Below are 17,663 nucleotides of genomic sequence, written 5' to 3'. Positions count from 1 at the left end.
GAGAATACAGTAATGTTTTTTCCACCATTATCTTTATTTATTGGATTACGATTTAGCCGTGGGCGTAACCGTGGTAGTATTGTTTCTTTTGTTTCTTTAATGTCTATCATAAGCATAGCATTAAGTGTAGCGGTATTTATCGTCGGTTTAAGTGCAATAAATGGCTTTGAAAGAGAATTAAAACAACGTATTATTTCATTAGTTCCTAATGGAGAGATTTACTCAATTAAACAGCCATTTAATAATTGGCAAAAAATATTAAATTTTGTAAAAAAAAAACAAGGTATTGTTGCAGTATCACCTTATATTGAATTTACTGGTCTTCTTGAAAATGGAAAACAAATAGTTGCCGCACAATTACGTGGAATTAATCCAGAACAAGAATATTTTGTAACCTCGTTATCGCAATATGTACGCAATGATATTTGGAGAAAATTTAAAGCAGGAGAACAACAAGTTATTTTAGGCAGAGGTATTGCAATGTCATTACATGTTAAAGAAGGAGATTGGATTACCGTAATAATATCAAAAAATACTACACAGATGAATTTATTAAAAACTCAAAAAATTCTTTTACATGTGAGTGGTATTGTGCAACTTACTTGTATGCTAGATCATAGTTTAGTTATAATACCTTTAGCAGATGCACAAAAATATAATAATTTAGGTAATAGCATTACTGGCATTAGCATAAAAGTACATAATGCTTTTCAAGCTAACAAGTTAATACGTAATATCAGTCAAGATCTTAAAGATTACATTTATGGTCGCAGTTGGCAAGATAGTTATATATATATGTTTCATGATATACAGATGATTAGAGTTATTATATATATTGTCATGATACTAGTGATTTGCGTGGCTTGTTTTAATATTATGTCTATACTTATAATGGCAGTAAAAAATAATAATAGCAATATCGCTATGTTAAAAACTATGGGTGCACAAAATAAATTAATTATTGCTATTTTTATTTGGTATGGACTACTAACTGGATTAATTGGTAGTTTATGCGGTATTAGTATCGGGGTAATAGTATCATTAAAACTTACTAATATTTATAAAATTATCGAAAAAATAATTGGTTATCGTTTATTATCTAATAATATATATCCTATTGATTTTTTACCTACTGAATTACAATATATTGATGTAGTAATAGTATTTACTACTGCTATAATTCTTAGTTTAATAGCTAGCTGGTATCCAGTAAAACGTGCTATTAACATTGAGCCTACACGTATTCTTAATGGAAGTAGATAAATATTTATCGATAGTTAAGTATTAAGCAATATTGATTATTATTCAATAATAATATAATAGTTATTAATAAAACTATTATAATGTTTATTATGATAATATTCATCTGTTATGTATTGTAGATATTATATAGTTATTACTAAAATTAAGTACTTAATACATTGTAATTGTCTGCTGTATAAAATACATGCTTTATTATAAGCAACTTATTTACATAAAATATTTAATTCAAGATTATTGTATTTTAATAATTTTATTATTATATCTTAATATGCATCTAATAACAAGTATTTATTTTGTTTATTACGAAATCAAATGCACATAAATTAAAATAAAAATATTCATATATTATTGCTGATATATTAATATTTTTATTAATTATTTTAATAATCATGTTACATACTTTATCCTAATATTTTACAAATTATCTTTAGATAATTTATAGTAATTTTATTAATATAATAAAAATATATTGTCTGTTTTATCAAGAATATAATAGTTGATATCACAGTTAAGTACGTTCATTTAATAATATGTAAAATTAATTATATCATATTTAACATAAATTTTGATTAATGATAAGTATAAAATTATTGATTTTATTAAAACAATACTTTACTAAAGTAATGTCTATGCTACGCGCTAGATTTTAGTACCACAGATATTTTAATAATTTTTATTTTTTTATATTTAGTAATGTTATTTTATTTATAGTAATTTAAATTATTAATTGTTGATTATAAATCAATATTTATATTTCACTAAATTTTATACAAAAAATTATATAAATAATATAAAAATATATTTTTTATACTTAAATGATTTGTATTTATATAATATTAAGATTAATATAAGATTATTGTTTACAACAACTTATGATATAATTACGATTTTTTTGCATTAATATTAATTACTTTATTTCTTAACAGACATATCGATAATGATAAGCAAAATATTTCTAATATTTTATATATAAAATTATTTATAATATACGATAATCAATAATATATTAAATTATTTAGTAATAAATTATAGAATGTACTATAATTACTTAATATACCTTAAATATACATATTTTTTCTCAATGATATTGAAAGTCAATATTAATTGAGCAAAAATATTATAATATATAAAAAATTTTCTTATGTAATTTTCTTATGTAAATATATAATAATATATATCTATGTAAATATAACTATTATTTATTTAAATATTTTTTTAATTGTATAATATAAGCAATATATTTTTTAATATTAAATTATTTTAGTATATTATATACAATAATAATGAAAAAATTATATTATTTTAAATAAATATTAGAAATACGCTAATATATAAGATTTTTATATAAAAAATTATTACTAAATTTTATATATAATACATTTTTTATCAAAATTAATAATTAATGTATGATTTGTTTTTATAAAATATCAATGATATCAGATTGATACTCTGATTTCATGAATATATATCTATATATAATATTTTTATATATAGACTACAAATAGTTATAACTAAAAATATTACTTGATCTCAATAATTAAAATAATTTTTATTTTTTAATATTAAGGATATTATTATATTGAGTTAATTATTTTTTAGTTATCAATTATCTTTAAGAAGAGATTTTTTAATAAATTTTTTATGTTTTCTGTACTTAATGAATACATTGAATTTTTTTTGTAAAAAAATAACAATATATATTTTGTATAACTAATATAGTTTTATAATTACTTGTAAATTTATTTTTCTAATTACTAATAATTTTTTTAATCATATTAATTATAAATAATATTTAAATCTATATAGTATTTATTCATTTATAACCTTCTTATTGAAATATGGGCTATGTATTATGCTATATAAAAATCATCCAACCATTATGTCCTTAACCCTTGGGAAAAAAACTACGTATTATGATCAATACGATAAAACCTTGTTACAACCAGTGCCTCGCAGTATTCATCGTAAATTATTAAAATGTTATTCAGATATTCCTTTTTTATATGGTAAAGACCTATGGACATTGTATGAGCTTGGATGGCTTAATCCTAAAGGATTACCACAGGTAGCTATTGCATATGTTGAATTGGATGCTTTTAGTGATAATCTCATTGAGTCAAAAAGCTTTAAACTGTATCTAAATAGTTTTAATCAAACAAAATTTTCTAATTGGAATACAGTACAAAATACTATACAGCACGATTTAGCATATTGTGCTCATGGTGATGTTCTTGTACAATTAATTCCTTTACATAATCTTAAAAGACAATCTATTGCAGTATTGCATGGTCAATGTATAGATCAACAATCCATTGAAATTACTGATTACGAATTTAATTCTGAATTACTTAAAAATTCAGCTGATAAAAACAATATTGTTTCAAAAACCTTAATTAGCCATTTATTGAAATCTAATTGCCCAATTACTTGTCAACCCGATTGGGGTTCTGTAATAATTAAATATTATGGCCCAAAAATTAATCATACAAACTTGTTACGTTATCTAATTTCATTTCGTCAATATAATGCATTTCATGAGCAATGTGTTGAAAGAATATTCTGTGATATTCAACATTTCTGTAATCCTAAAACTTTAAGTGTTTATGCTCGCTATACTCGTCGTGGAGGTTTAGATATTAATCCGTGGCGTGCAAATACAACATTTATTGCATTAAAAGATCGTTTAGTGCGTCAGTAATCTCTATAAAATATTTTATAAATAATAAGATTATATTGTATATAATGTTAGCAAGCTTATATAAAACATATAAATGATTAGTATGTATAAAAGTTATTATATCAATGATATATATAAAATGTATTATATTTGTTTTAATATATAGATTTTTAAATAAATCATTACTATGAGTCAGATTATATATAGTTTTATGCTTATATTAATTTTAATAAAATTGTATAAATATATTTATCATGACTTGTAAATATAAAAGTAAAGTATGTATCTAATTTAGATTAAATATATTTTATATCATATATTTATTATTATTATACTAATAGTCGACATACATTAAATATAATATAAATTTTTTATAAAAAAATTATTAAAAAATGTATATTTATATATCTCCTATTAGAAACAGGATAAAAGATCAATAATAATATTAACGTTATCTTTTTACTATAAAATATGTATGTTATATATGATTTATATGTTTTAATACTATAACTATTGAATTTTTTAAATATATCTTTGATTGCTTATTAAAAAAAATATTTTTATATTAATAATTTTAGATATAAAATATAGCATATACTATGAAAATCTATTATTTACTCTATGTAGTTTTTACTATTTTATAATATTAATTATTTTTTATATCCGTAAATCAATTAATAATTTAATTTCTGTAAGTATAAATTTTGCTAAATACAGAATATCCTATAAAAATTTAATTTTTTGTATAAACATTATAGAACCTTTATATATATTACTATATTAATTATTAAAATTTATAATAATATTATTTATTATAATACAAACTAATAATTTATTTTTTTATTATATTATTGTATCATTGAGTTTATCTATAATATTTTTATATATATTACGTTATTATATATAATTAATTGTTTTTTATAGTATACTAAAACAACATTATTATTTTAAGTACTAATTATATAAATTATTTTTATTAATCCTTAATATATCAAAATAAATACTAATAATAGTAATAATATATTCATAATAATTATAATGTTTATTATGTAATAAATATTAATAAGTTATCTGTCAATCTTTTAAAAAGATTTTTACAAATAAAATAAATATTAATATACATTATTATTTATTACTACTATTTACGTTTTTATACTACTCAGATATATATCAATATACAAATACTACATACTCTCTTTTTAAGAAACACATGTTGTTTATATAAATTGATAATTTTAAATTATATCTTATATATATTTAAATATATATAAGTATAATATTATATTTATATGTTATACATCTTTAATAATAAAAGCATCTTAAAAAATACTTACATTCTTCAAAAAAAAAGAGTATATTAAATTTACTTATTTTATTATGAATTCATCTAATATGCATTATTTAGATACAAAAACCTTTCAAGGATTAATATTTAAACTACAGCATTATTGGGCTAGTCAAGGTTGTACCATTATTCAACCAATTGATATGGTAGTTGGTGCGGGTACATCACATCCAATGACCTGTTTACGAGCAATTGGTCCAGAGCCTATGGCAATTGCCTATGTTCAACCTTCGCGTCGTCCAACCGATGGAAGATATGGTAATAACCCAAATAGATTACAACATTATTATCAATTTCAGGTTGCAATAAAACCATCACCAAAAAATATTCAGGAACTTTATTTATGTTCTTTGCGATTTATTGGCCTAGATCCCATGGTATATGATATTCGTTTTGTTGAAGATAACTGGGAAAATCCGACATTAGGTGCATGGGGATTAGGTTGGGAAGTATGGTTAAATGGTATGGAAGTAACACAATTTACTTACTTTCAACAAATTGGCTGTTTAGCGTGTAAACCTGTTACAGGTGAAATTACTTATGGTCTAGAACGTTTAGCAATGTATATTCAAAAATTAGATAACGTTTATGATTTAATATGGAGTGAGAATGTATTAGGTATAACGACCTACGGTGATATATTCTATCAAAACGAAATAGAACAATCCACTTATAATTTTCAACATGCCGATGTTGATTTTTTATTTTTTTCTTTTAAACAATATGAAGCAGAAGCTAAAAAATTATTATATTTAGAGAATCCCTTACCTTTATCATCTTATGAGTGTATTTTAAAAGCTGCATATAGTTTTAATATGCTTGATGCACGTAAGGCTATTTCTAGCACTGAACGTCAGCACTACATATTACGTATCCGTAACTTAACTAAAAAAGTATCTACAGCTTACTATGCTTCTCGTCAGTTACTAGGCTTCCCAATGTGTAAAAAATACATTAATACTTAACTTAACCAGAATATTTTTAATAAAGTTATGATTCAAGAAAATTTTCTTGTAGAAATAGGTACCGAAGAATTACCACCTAAAAAACTACGATATCTTGCAGAATCTTTTGCATCTAATCTTATAGCTGAACTTGATAATGTGCATTTAGCACATGGAGTAGTTACTTGGTATGCATCTCCGCGTCGTTTAGCATTAAAAGTTGCTTCTTTACATAAATTTCAATCTGATCGTAAAATTGAAAAACGTGGGCCAGCTATTTCTCAGGCATTTGATATACTAGGAAGACCAACTAAAGCTGCTAAAAGTTGGGCCAAACAATGTGGTATTGAAGTTAATCATGCTGAATACATAACATCTGGTAAAAGTAAATATTTATTTTTTAGTTCTATTCAAGCAGGATATAGTGTAGAAAAATTAATACCAGTACTTATTATAAATGCTTTAAGTAATCTACATATTCCAAAGTTAATGCGCTGGAGTAGTAATAATATTCCATTTGTACGTCCTGTGCATACAGTGACTTTATTATTTGGGAGTACAGTAATTCCTGCAACTATATTTGGAATACATTCTGATCGTGTTCTTTGGGGTCATCGTTTTATGGGTGCACAGAATTTTATGATTAATCATGCTAATCAATATCCAAATATTCTTATGGAGCAGGGTAAAGTTATAGCCGATTATGAAAAGCGTAAAGAAATGATTAAACATGATGTCGAACAATCAGCTAAGAACATAGGTGGTATAGCAGATATCAGTGATCCTCTTCTAGAGGAAGTTACTTCTCTTGTTGAATGGCCAATAGTACTTACTGCTAAATTTGAAGATAAATTTCTTAATATACCTACCGAAGCTTTGGTGTGTAGTATGAAAGATCATCAAAAATATTTTCCAATTTACAACAATAAAGGTCAATTATTACCTTACTTTATCTTCGTCACTAACATCGAGTCTAAAAATCCACAATCTATTATTTCTGGTAACGAAAAGGTGATACGTTCACGTTTAATAGATGCCGAATATTTCTTTAATATTGATCGCAAGCAACGTTTAGAAGAACTTTTACCACGTTTAAAAAACGTATTATTTCAGCAAGAACTTGGTACCTTATTTGATAAATCTCATCGTCTTAAAGTTTTATCTGGTTGGATTGCAAAACATATAGGGGCTGATGTCGATTTAGCAAAAAGAGCAGGATTATTATCTAAATGTGATTTAATAACTCATATGGTTACTGAATTTACTAATATTCAAGGTATTATGGGCATGCATTATGCACGTTACGATGGCGAGACAGAAGAAGTTGCTATTGCACTTAATGAACAATATATGCCTAGATATTCTGGCGATATTTTACCAAAAGATTTAGTTGCATGTTCTCTTGCTATTGCTGATAAAATAGATACTATTGTTGGTATTTTTAATATCGGACAACCTCCAAAAGGTGATAAAGATCCATTTGCTTTGCGTCGTGCAGCACTAGGTGTTATACGGATAATTATTGAAAAAAGATTGCCGTTAGATTTGATGATACTGACTACAGTGTCTGCAAAATTATACGGCCAAAAAATTAATAATACTGACATAATATATAATATCATTGATTTTATTTTAAACCGTTGTTATACTTGGTATAAAGATATAGGGTATAGAATAGATATTATTCAATCAGTATTAACGTGCCGTCCAACAAAACTTACTGAATGTGATGCTCGTATCAAAGCTGTGTCTAATTTTATTAATTTGCCTGAATCTGCATCATTAATTATCGCTAATAAGCGAATTTTTAAAATTCTAAAAAAATCTACTGAAGTTATTAATGAAAATATTAACATCTCTTTATTAAAAAAATCAGCAGAAATTACATTAGTAACAAATTTATTAGTGCTACGCGGTAAATTAGAGTTTTTATTAATGCAAGGTTTATATCAAGAAGCGTTATCTGAGCTTACAGTATTATGTGATCCTATTAATATTTTTTTTGATCAAGTTATGATAATGGATAATGATAAAAAAATACGTATAAATCGTTTAACATTATTAAATAATCTACATAATTTATTTTTACAAATTGCTGATATTTCTATATTACAGTAATGTTAATATAAAATTAAGTACGTCTTCTTATGTTAAATGGCAGAATGATTCACTTAAGTTATATCTTTAATAGTAAATTAATATAAGTAAGTAAATTTACTAAAAACAGTACATAATAATATTTATTATATCTTTATATACAATATACAGCAAATAAAAATTACAATATGTTATAATTTTCAAATGCAGTATAACAAATAAATTAACTAATTATGGATAAGTATATGAAACAAATTTTATATTTTTTACCTTTAGTAGTATTTTTTATTTGTTATAAAATTTATGATATTTACTATGCTTCGGGAGCATTAATTATTGCTACAGCTATCGATTTACTTATAACGTATATAAGATATGGTCGAATAAAACCAATAATGCTGATTACTTTTTTCATGGTGACTACTTCTTGTACACTAACATTAATATTCCATAATGATCTATTTATTAAATGGAAAGTCACTATTATGTATATGATATTTGCTCTTGCTCTTATCATTAGTCAAAAAGTTTTTAAAAAACCATTCATTCCACATCTATTGAATATAAAATTTTCTTTATCTGATTCTATATGGTATCGCCTAAATAAAGCTTGGGCTATATTTTTTATAGTTTGTGCAATTATTAATTCATACATTGCGTTATATAGTACGCAAAGTGTTTGGGTTACATTTAAAGTATTTGGTTTAACTACACTAACTCTTATATATATGTTATTAAGTGTAATATACATTTATTATAATACATTAAAAAATAATAATAAATAATTCATAAGTTAAATATTTTATAAAATCTATTATATCTAAAATACATTATGTAAGTAACAATAATATTAAATTATATTATAAAGATAAGTATTCTTAAAGAAATATTATTTTTTAATATTTAGTATATTATATTATTTAATACTAAAATAATATAAATATTTTAAAGATTTATATTATATAATTCACATAAACAGTATACTAATAATTAGGAAGATCAATGACTAAACATTTCTCATTAATTCGTTATTTTCCGATTTTACTAGTTATTATAAGTGAATTATTGCTTCAAGGTTGCATTGCTGCCACTATGATAAGTGGTGCAGCAATAGCAACAAAAACTATTATAGATCCTCGTAGTTTAGGCAGGCAAATAGATGATAGTACTCTAGAATCTCGTTTATTTAATGCACTGGATAAAAATAAACAATTAAAGAAATTAGCACATATTGTCGTTACAACTTATCAAGGTAATATATTGTTAACTGGTCAGGCACCATCATCATATTTAATATCTTGCGCTAAAAATATAGCTATTAGTGTAAATAGTAATAATGCAGTATATAGTGAAATTCGTATAGGCAAACCAATTAATTTAAGTACGTTATTTAACGATTCCTGGATTACTACTAAAGTACGTTCTCAATTATTAATGAATGATGCTGTAAAATCCTCTAATATTAAAGTAATTACTGAAAATAGTGAAGTATTCTTATTAGGATTAGTTACACCACAAGAGAGTGAAGCGGTAGCACATATAGCTAGTCAAGTAAATGGAGTACGACGAGTTATTACAGCATTTAATATTTTAAAGTAAAATTATTATTTTTTAATTAATATTAATTTTTAGTAGTTAATATACCATAAATATAATTACTGTTATTGCAATAATTTTTTCTTATTTTAAAGAAATAAAATAATTAATTAAAAAATTAAAAACATAATTAATTAACATTTTGATATATCAAATATTAATACTAATATATTGATATAATTTATTAAAAATAATTCATTATATAAAATAAATATAATATAATAATATATATTATAAATAACGCTTTAACTTGAGATATAGTATATTAATAATTATTATAATATATTAATAAATACTCTAATGATTAATCTAAGTGATATATTATCAGAAATATAAAATTAATAATCAGTAAAGTAACTGATGTAATTTTGTTAAAAATGATTTGAAAATTTTTAATAAAATAATTTTATTAAGCTGTAACATCTAATATATAACATATACTCATTGAATATTACAGTTATCTTTATATCCTTTATACTTAAAGTAGTAATTAATTATAATATTTATATTTGTTAAATTGTAGATTACATAGTAAATATGAATAAAGATAAATATTTACTTAACTATATATTATAATAACTTTTTCATTAAGGTATACAATAGGAATTACATATAAGAAAATTAACTATTATTTAATACTAATATAGCTATATTATCGAATATCTAGAAATAAATATATTATTATAATACAATTTTACATAAATAATGAATAGTAATTATTGTATACATTAGATGTAAATTCTACTATGTAAATTAAACAATAATATAAAATTATTGTAAATATAATAGACAATATAACTATTATATTATAAAATAACATTTTATTTTTATTGAAGATGAGATAAGTTTATACACTTAATTCAAGTTTAATATATATATTAATTATAATAAATAAGATATTTATGATTTATGTAATATCATTAAATAATCATTTTTTTAAAATAAAATTATTTTAAATAATACATACTTTATGATTAGTTAATCAATATCTATCGCTATATTAATATTGAGTAGTCATCTAATTTTTTATTGATTATCAATAAAAAATAAATAAATATTTTAAATAATGCATTTTTTAAAAAAAATGCTTGACTATATAGATAAAAAAGAAGAAGATTACTATCTAACACTAAAAATACAATATTAGTGTAGTTCTTTAACAATTTATTAGACAATTTGTGTGGGCACTCATAAAACAATATCTAACGTCGTAAGACGTTAAAATGTTAAAATGCTTGAATAGTAACCGAATAATAGTTTATTTATTATAATTTTATTCTTACAGTTAATTTTCAAGTATTGCTTAAATAATTTAAGCGCATCAAGTTTTTAATTGAAGAGTTTGATCATGGCTCAGATTGAACGCTGGCGGCAGGCCTAACACATGCAAGTCGAGCGGTAGCACAAGAGACTTGTTCTCTGGGTGACGAGCGGCGGACGGGTGAGTAATGTCTGGGAAACTGCCTAGTGGAAGGGGATAACTACTGGAAACGGTAGCTAATACCGTATAATGTCTTCGGACCAAAGTGGGGGACCTTTAAGGCCTCACGCCATTAGATGTGCCCAGATGAGATTAGCTAGTTGGTAGGGTAAAGGCTTACCAAGGCGACGATCTGTAGCTGGTCTGAGAGGACGGTCAGCCACACTGGGACTGAGACACGGCCCAGACTCCTACGGGAGGCAGCAGTGGGGAATTTTGGACAATGGGGGAAACCCTGATCCAGCAATGCCGCGTGTGTGAAGAAGGCCCTCGGGTTGTAAAGCACTTTCAGCGACGAAGAATGTGCTCTAGCTAATAACTATAGTACTTGACGTTACTCGCAGAAGAAGCACCGGCTAACTACGTGCCAGCAGCCGCGGTAATACGTAGGGTGCGAGCGTTAATCGGAATTACTGGGCGTAAAGCGTACGTAGGCGGCTTATTAAGTCAGATGTGAAATCCCCGAGCTTAACTTGGGAATTGCATTTGAAACTGGTTAGCTAGAGTTTTGTAGAGGGAGGTAGAATTCCACGTGTAGCAGTGAAATGCGTAGAGATGTGGAGGAATACCAATGGCGAAGGCAGCCTCCTGGGTCAATACTGACGCTCATGCACGAAAGCGTGGGGAGCAAACAGGATTAGATACCCTGGTAGTCCATGCTGTAAACGATGTCGACTTGGAGGTTGTGCCCTTGAGGTGTGGCTTCCGGAGCTAACGCGTGAAGTTGACCGCCTGGGGAGTACGGTCGCAAGATTAAAACTCAAAGGAATTGACGGGGACCCGCACAAGCGGTGGATGATGTGGATTAATTCGATGCAACGCGAAAAACCTTACCTACCCTTGACATTCAAAGAATTTGCTAGAGATAGCAAAGTGCCTTAGGGAACTTTGAAACAGGTGCTGCATGGCTGTCGTCAGCTCGTGTCGTGAGATGTTGGGTTAAGTCCCGCAACGAGCGCAACCCTTATCCTTTGTTGCCAGCACGTTATGGTGGGAACTCAAAGGAGACTGCCAGTGATAAACTGGAGGAAGGTGGGGATGACGTCAAGTCCTCATGGCCCTTATGGGTAGGGCTTCACACGTGCTACAATGGCATATACAAAGAGAAGCAAACTCGCGAGAGCAAGCGGACCTCATAAAGTATGTCGTAGTCCGGATTGTAGTCTGCAACTCGACTGCATGAAGCTGGAATCGCTAGTAATCGCGGATCAGCATGTCGCGGTGAATACGTTCCCGGGTCTTGTACACACCGCCCGTCACACCATGGGAGTGGGTTGCAAAAGAAGCAGGTAGCTTAACCTTCGGGAGAGCGCTTACCACTTTGTGATTCATGACTGGGGTGAAGTCGTAACAAGGTAACCGTAGGGGAACCTGTGGTTGGATCACCTCCTTACCTATAAGATAGCGTTAAATGTAGTGCCCACACAAATTGTCTAATAAAATAATGAGCAAATTACCTTATAGGCTTGTAGCTCAGTTGGTTAGAGCGCACCCCTGATAAGGGTGAGGTCGGTGGTTCAAGTCCACTCAGGCCTACTAAATAATGTAAATAAAAAAAGTTATAATAATATTTTTTATTAAACAATAAATACATCAAACTAAAACATTCTAAAAAATTAAATCAATAGCTTAAATAAACATATAAAATAAAATGATTTTATTAAAAATATGGGGTTATAGCTCAGTTGGAAGAGCGCCTGCTTTGCACGCAGGAGGTCTGCGGTTCAAACCCGCATAACTCCACCATAATTTAATATAAAATATAATGTTTGTTTAATAGTGTATTAACTAATTACTAATCTTAAAAAAGATATTTTATATAAAAAAATATTATATATGTGCAATGTTTTAATACTTTAAAAGTATTGGCATAATAATATACTGATTATGAATAAGTAATAAACATTAATATAAATATATCTCTATAAGAGATTTAATTTAATATTTCAGTAAATACTGATATCTTTATTTTATGATCATATATTAATATATTATTAATGATACTAATAATATATTAATAAGTTTCATTCTTAATATATTTATATTCATCTAATATATTTTTATTGAATTCAATAATATAACATTATCATGTTACTATAAATATTATAATTATTTTAAAATACATAAAAAATACAACATTAATATTTTATTAAAAATACAGTTATATACTTTATTTTAAATATCTTTGCTTACATTGATTAATATCATTAATATAATTAAACAATTTATAAATAAAACTTTAATATTATACTAATAATATATTATATGGTCAACATCATCATTCATAGTGATTATGAATGTGTTATTATATTGCTTATTTTATGAAAAAATATTTAAAATATTATATATTTTCTATTATTTATTAACTTTAAATAAATTCATCTTTCTTAATGATTTATATATTTAATAATAATTACTAATTTAGTAATATAAAATTATGAAATATTAAAATATATATTATAATAATTAAGAAATTATTTCTAATAATAAATTGTCAATATAGTTATAATTATTATCTTAACTTACTAAGTTATATCTATTTCAATAGATTAACTAATATAAAGTTAATTATTAATTATAAAAAAATATTTTTTAATATAATATAGCTTATATAATAAACAATACCTATGCATAACAAGTATGATTGATCATACTCAGTATATACAATAATATTATTTGTTTTTATTATGTATAAATAAATATTAATGTTATCTTAAAATATTAAATTATTTTAAATAAAATAATTATATATTATTAAAATAAATATTATAATATTTTATATTTACATTATCATATATTAATAAATATATAATTAAAAAATTAAATAACTGAAATATTAGATCTTCTTATGAAGAATAATTTTATTATTGAAACTGCTATCTTTAATACTATTAAATTTTATAATAAAATTTTTTGAACAATTATTTTATTGATTTAAACATATATATCGATAAATTATTAACATAAAAACTCATATATCTAAATATCATTTTTTAATTTTATTAATTATGTAATTTCTAAAACAATGATTGTAATTAATGCAATATTAAATACATATATTTTAAATATAGTTTATAAGATGCTTGTATAATTATTTTTTCTAAAGAAAATAAAAATAATTTTATACATCAGTTTGTTACTGATGTTTTATTATAATACAATAATAGAATTAGCTGTATTATTTTACATTTATTTAATATAATATTTAAAATATTATTTATAAATTTTTTATAATACAATTATTTAGTATAATATAACAATAAATTTTATCTATAATACACAACGTATTAGTATAAAATTATATACAATACTATTATTACTTATATTTAAAATATTTGATTCTATGAAATAGAATTTTTATGTATTGCAAATACATTTAATGTTTTTATGTCCTTTACTAAATAAACATAAATAAATATTATGTATATTAATGATTTTCTATATTAAGGTGGTATTATATTTCATGTATTATTTTCTTGTTATCTTATTAATAGCATTTATTTCTCCGTTTTTTATAACAGTACATGCTGCACACATTCCCGTAGGAATTCAATTAGCAAATAATCAAGAAATTATTCGTCATATTAAAGACGAACCAGTATCTTTAGATCCAGCAAAAGCTGTAGGATTACCAGAAGCACAAATTTTACGTGATTTATTTGAAGGTTTAGTTAATCAAAATGCGCAAGGAAACCCTGAACCAGGGGTAGCACAAAGCTGGAAAACCACTGATAATAAACGCTATACTTTTAAATTACGTAAAAATGCAAAGTGGTCTAACGGTAAACCAGTAACAGCTTATGATTTCATGTATAGTTGGCAACGCTTAGTTAACCCAAAAACGCTGTCGCCATTTGCTTGGATTGCTAAAATAGCTTCTATTGATAATGCTGATAAAATTATTCATGGTAGAATATCTATACAAAAATTAGGAGTATTTGCACCTGATATACATACACTAATAGTGCAATTAAATAAACCAGTACCCTTCTTTATAAATCTATTAACAAACGTTAGTTTTTTTCCGGTTTCACAACAAAATATTAAACAATACGGTAAAGATTGGACTAAACCAGAACATTTAGTAGGTAACGGCGCATTTCTTATAAAAGAACGCGTTGTAAATGAAAAAATAGTACTTCATTCTAATCCATATTATTGGGATCATGATAACACAATACTAACTAAAGTCACTTTTCTTCCAATTAATCAGGAGTCGACGGTGATAAAACGTTATTTAGCTAATGAAATTGATATTACTGAATCATTTCCAAGAAATATGTATCACAAGTTAATGAAAGATATTCCTGATCAAGTCTATATACCTTGTCAATTAGGTACTTACTACTATGCATTTAATACACAGAAACCACCTCTTAATAATATTTTAGTACGTCGTGCTCTTTCGTATGCCATAGATCGCAATATTATTACAACAAAAGTATTAGGTACTGGTGAAAAACCTGCTTATCAATTAACACCAGATATAACTACTGGTTTTAAAGTTGTACCTCTAAATATTTATAAAATGACGCAAATAGAACGTAATAAACAAGCAAAAAAATGGCTACAAGAAGCTGGATACGGAGTACATATACCACTTCAATTAAAGTTATTATATAATACTTCAGAAAACAATCAAAATATTGCTATTGCTGTAGCATCTATGTGGAAAAAAGTTTTAGGAGTACAAGTTACTCTTACTAATCAGGAATGGAAAACATATATTGATAGTCGTGATACTGGTAACTTTGAAGTAGTACGTGCATCTTGGGTGGGAGATTATAATGAAGCATCTACATTCTTGTCATTATTAACATCTACACATAATGGTAATATTTCTAAATTTAATAATCCAAATTATGATATGTTATTAAATATTGCTAGTAAAGAAACTAATACAATTAAACGTAATGCTAAGTATGAAGAAGCTGAACAAATTATTGCTGAACAAGTTCCTATTGCCCCAATATATCAATATACTAATGGTCGTTTAATTAAGCAATGGGTTAAAGGTTATCCTATTAATAATCCAGAAGATGTAGCATATAGTCAAAATATGTACATTATCCAGCACTAATATTTATATTATACATTATTAAGGATGGTATATCAAATGAAGAAAATTGATATTTAGTAGTAATTCAATGTATTATACTTTATTAAATATAATGGATGATTTAATATAAAATATACATATAATACTATTATTGTATAATATTTAAATAATTAAGTATTTTATAATAATATATGATTATGTGATTGATTTATATATTAGTAAATCCTTAATAAGATAATTATTAAAATTCATGATTAAATTTAACAATTTATATAAATTTTAAAAACATTATTTTACGTACTGTATTATTTATTTTTAATACAATATTTATATATAATTAACAAACATAATCTTATTACTTTAATAGTTGATTAATAATAATTCGTTATTATATTATAATGAATATTTTTTACAAAAAGAATACAAAAACATATTAAAATATATATTTAAAGAATACAAATATTAGATTATATAAAAATATAATTATATTAATTATTATCTTGTTATTTATATAATCAAAATAATATTAAGTATAACATTACTAAAATTTAGTATATTATACCATATATTTAATATATTTTTTATTAACTATACAATCTATACATTCTAGTAAAGAATTATTCATAATGCTAAATTACTTATAAGTTAAAATTAGTTAGATATTGACAATTATATTTATTATGAATGATATATACTAAACTTAAGTTATTTAAATTAATTAAAATATCCATCTGTATTTTAAGCACAATATTTTTATAATAAATATAAGTAATATATTGATTTACAGTTAAGATTTATTATGTATTTTACAAAAATAAATAAAAAATATATTAAGTTTTCACTTATAAGTTATTTAAAATATATATTTTGTGTAATCATTAATAAATTTTTATGAATAATAATAACCTTATTATTATTTATAATGTAATAATTGCGCTCTAGATTATCTTGTAAATAAACATATTTAATTACTACTAAAAATTTATTATAAAAATTAAATTTTTGCTAAATATATATTTTATATTAAATACAATACTACCTAAAATAATTTTAAGATAAAATCTTGATATAATTATTAAATAATCTCTACTTATATATATTTGATGAAAATGATATACAGTATAAATATATAATACTAGAATAATTATTAATATAATTATTGATATATAGTGCAAGACTTTTATTTAGTAATAGTAAAGATT

7 protein-coding genes, 2 tRNA genes and 1 rRNA gene are annotated in these 17,663 nt (G+C 24.3%); all 10 read left to right on the top strand.

All coding sequences use genetic code 11. From position 1 onward, the window contains the following. Positions 1-12: 12 nt before the first annotated feature. The 10 genes from lolE to GII40_RS02655 all read left to right on the top strand — a co-directional run bounded on the left by lolE (position 13) and on the right by GII40_RS02655 (position 16,482). Positions 13-1,263 carry a lipoprotein-releasing ABC transporter permease subunit LolE gene (lolE, locus tag GII40_RS02700; protein ID WP_226813298.1) on the top strand — a complete coding sequence of 417 codons (1,251 nt, stop codon included), beginning with the start codon at positions 13-15 and terminating at the stop codon, positions 1,261-1,263. A 1,849-nt stretch (positions 1,264-3,112) separates the two neighbouring features. After that, positions 3,113-3,961 (top strand): NADPH-dependent 7-cyano-7-deazaguanine reductase QueF, encoded by an 849-nt coding sequence (gene queF, locus GII40_RS02695; RefSeq protein WP_226813642.1) that lies wholly within the window; start codon positions 3,113-3,115, stop codon positions 3,959-3,961. A gap of 1,371 nt (positions 3,962-5,332) precedes the next feature. After that, complete coding sequence (gene glyQ / locus GII40_RS02690) at positions 5,333-6,250, top strand: glycine--tRNA ligase subunit alpha (protein ID WP_226813297.1); 918 nt, start codon at positions 5,333-5,335, stop codon at positions 6,248-6,250. 27 nt (positions 6,251-6,277) lie between these two features. Beyond that, positions 6,278-8,347, top strand: coding sequence for a glycine--tRNA ligase subunit beta (gene glyS, locus GII40_RS02685; protein ID WP_226813296.1), 2,070 nt, complete (start codon positions 6,278-6,280; stop codon positions 8,345-8,347). 224 nt (positions 8,348-8,571) lie between these two features. Next, a complete protein-coding gene (locus GII40_RS02680) occupies positions 8,572-9,111 on the top strand; it encodes a septation protein A (protein ID WP_226813295.1) in 540 nt (179 codons plus the stop codon). A gap of 217 nt (positions 9,112-9,328) precedes the next feature. Continuing rightward, on the top strand, positions 9,329-9,925 hold the full coding sequence (gene dolP / locus GII40_RS02675) for a division/outer membrane stress-associated lipid-binding lipoprotein (RefSeq protein WP_226813294.1): 597 nt from the start codon (positions 9,329-9,331) through the stop codon (positions 9,923-9,925). A gap of 1,327 nt (positions 9,926-11,252) precedes the next feature. After that, positions 11,253-12,795, top strand: a 16S ribosomal RNA gene (locus tag GII40_RS02670). 69 nt (positions 12,796-12,864) lie between these two features. Continuing rightward, positions 12,865-12,938, top strand: a tRNA-Ile gene (locus GII40_RS02665). Positions 12,939-13,072: 134 nt separating this feature from the next. Beyond that, positions 13,073-13,148 (top strand) — tRNA-Ala (locus GII40_RS02660). A 1,717-nt stretch (positions 13,149-14,865) separates the two neighbouring features. Further along, positions 14,866-16,482: a peptide ABC transporter substrate-binding protein gene (locus GII40_RS02655; protein ID WP_226813293.1), complete on the top strand. Its 1,617-nt coding sequence runs from the start codon at positions 14,866-14,868 to the stop codon at positions 16,480-16,482. The last annotated feature ends 1,181 nt before the right edge of the window (positions 16,483-17,663 follow it).

It is taken from the genome of Candidatus Profftia lariciata (genome assembly GCF_020541265.1).
Classification (GTDB): Bacteria; Pseudomonadota; Gammaproteobacteria; order Enterobacterales; family Enterobacteriaceae; genus Profftia; species Profftia lariciata.
This window is presented reverse-complemented; position numbering and strand designations above follow the sequence as displayed.

Coding starts and splice junctions, on each gene's coding strand:
- GII40_RS02655 (WP_226813293.1), top strand. CDS start 14,866: ATGTATTATTTTCTTGTTATCTTATTAATAGCATTTATTTCTCCGTTT.
- glyS (WP_226813296.1), top strand. CDS start 6,278: ATGATTCAAGAAAATTTTCTTGTAGAAATAGGTACCGAAGAATTACCA.
- lolE (WP_226813298.1), top strand. CDS start 13: ATGTTTTTTCCACCATTATCTTTATTTATTGGATTACGATTTAGCCGT.
- dolP (WP_226813294.1), top strand. CDS start 9,329: ATGACTAAACATTTCTCATTAATTCGTTATTTTCCGATTTTACTAGTT.
- glyQ (WP_226813297.1), top strand. CDS start 5,333: ATGCATTATTTAGATACAAAAACCTTTCAAGGATTAATATTTAAACTA.
- GII40_RS02680 (WP_226813295.1), top strand. CDS start 8,572: ATGAAACAAATTTTATATTTTTTACCTTTAGTAGTATTTTTTATTTGT.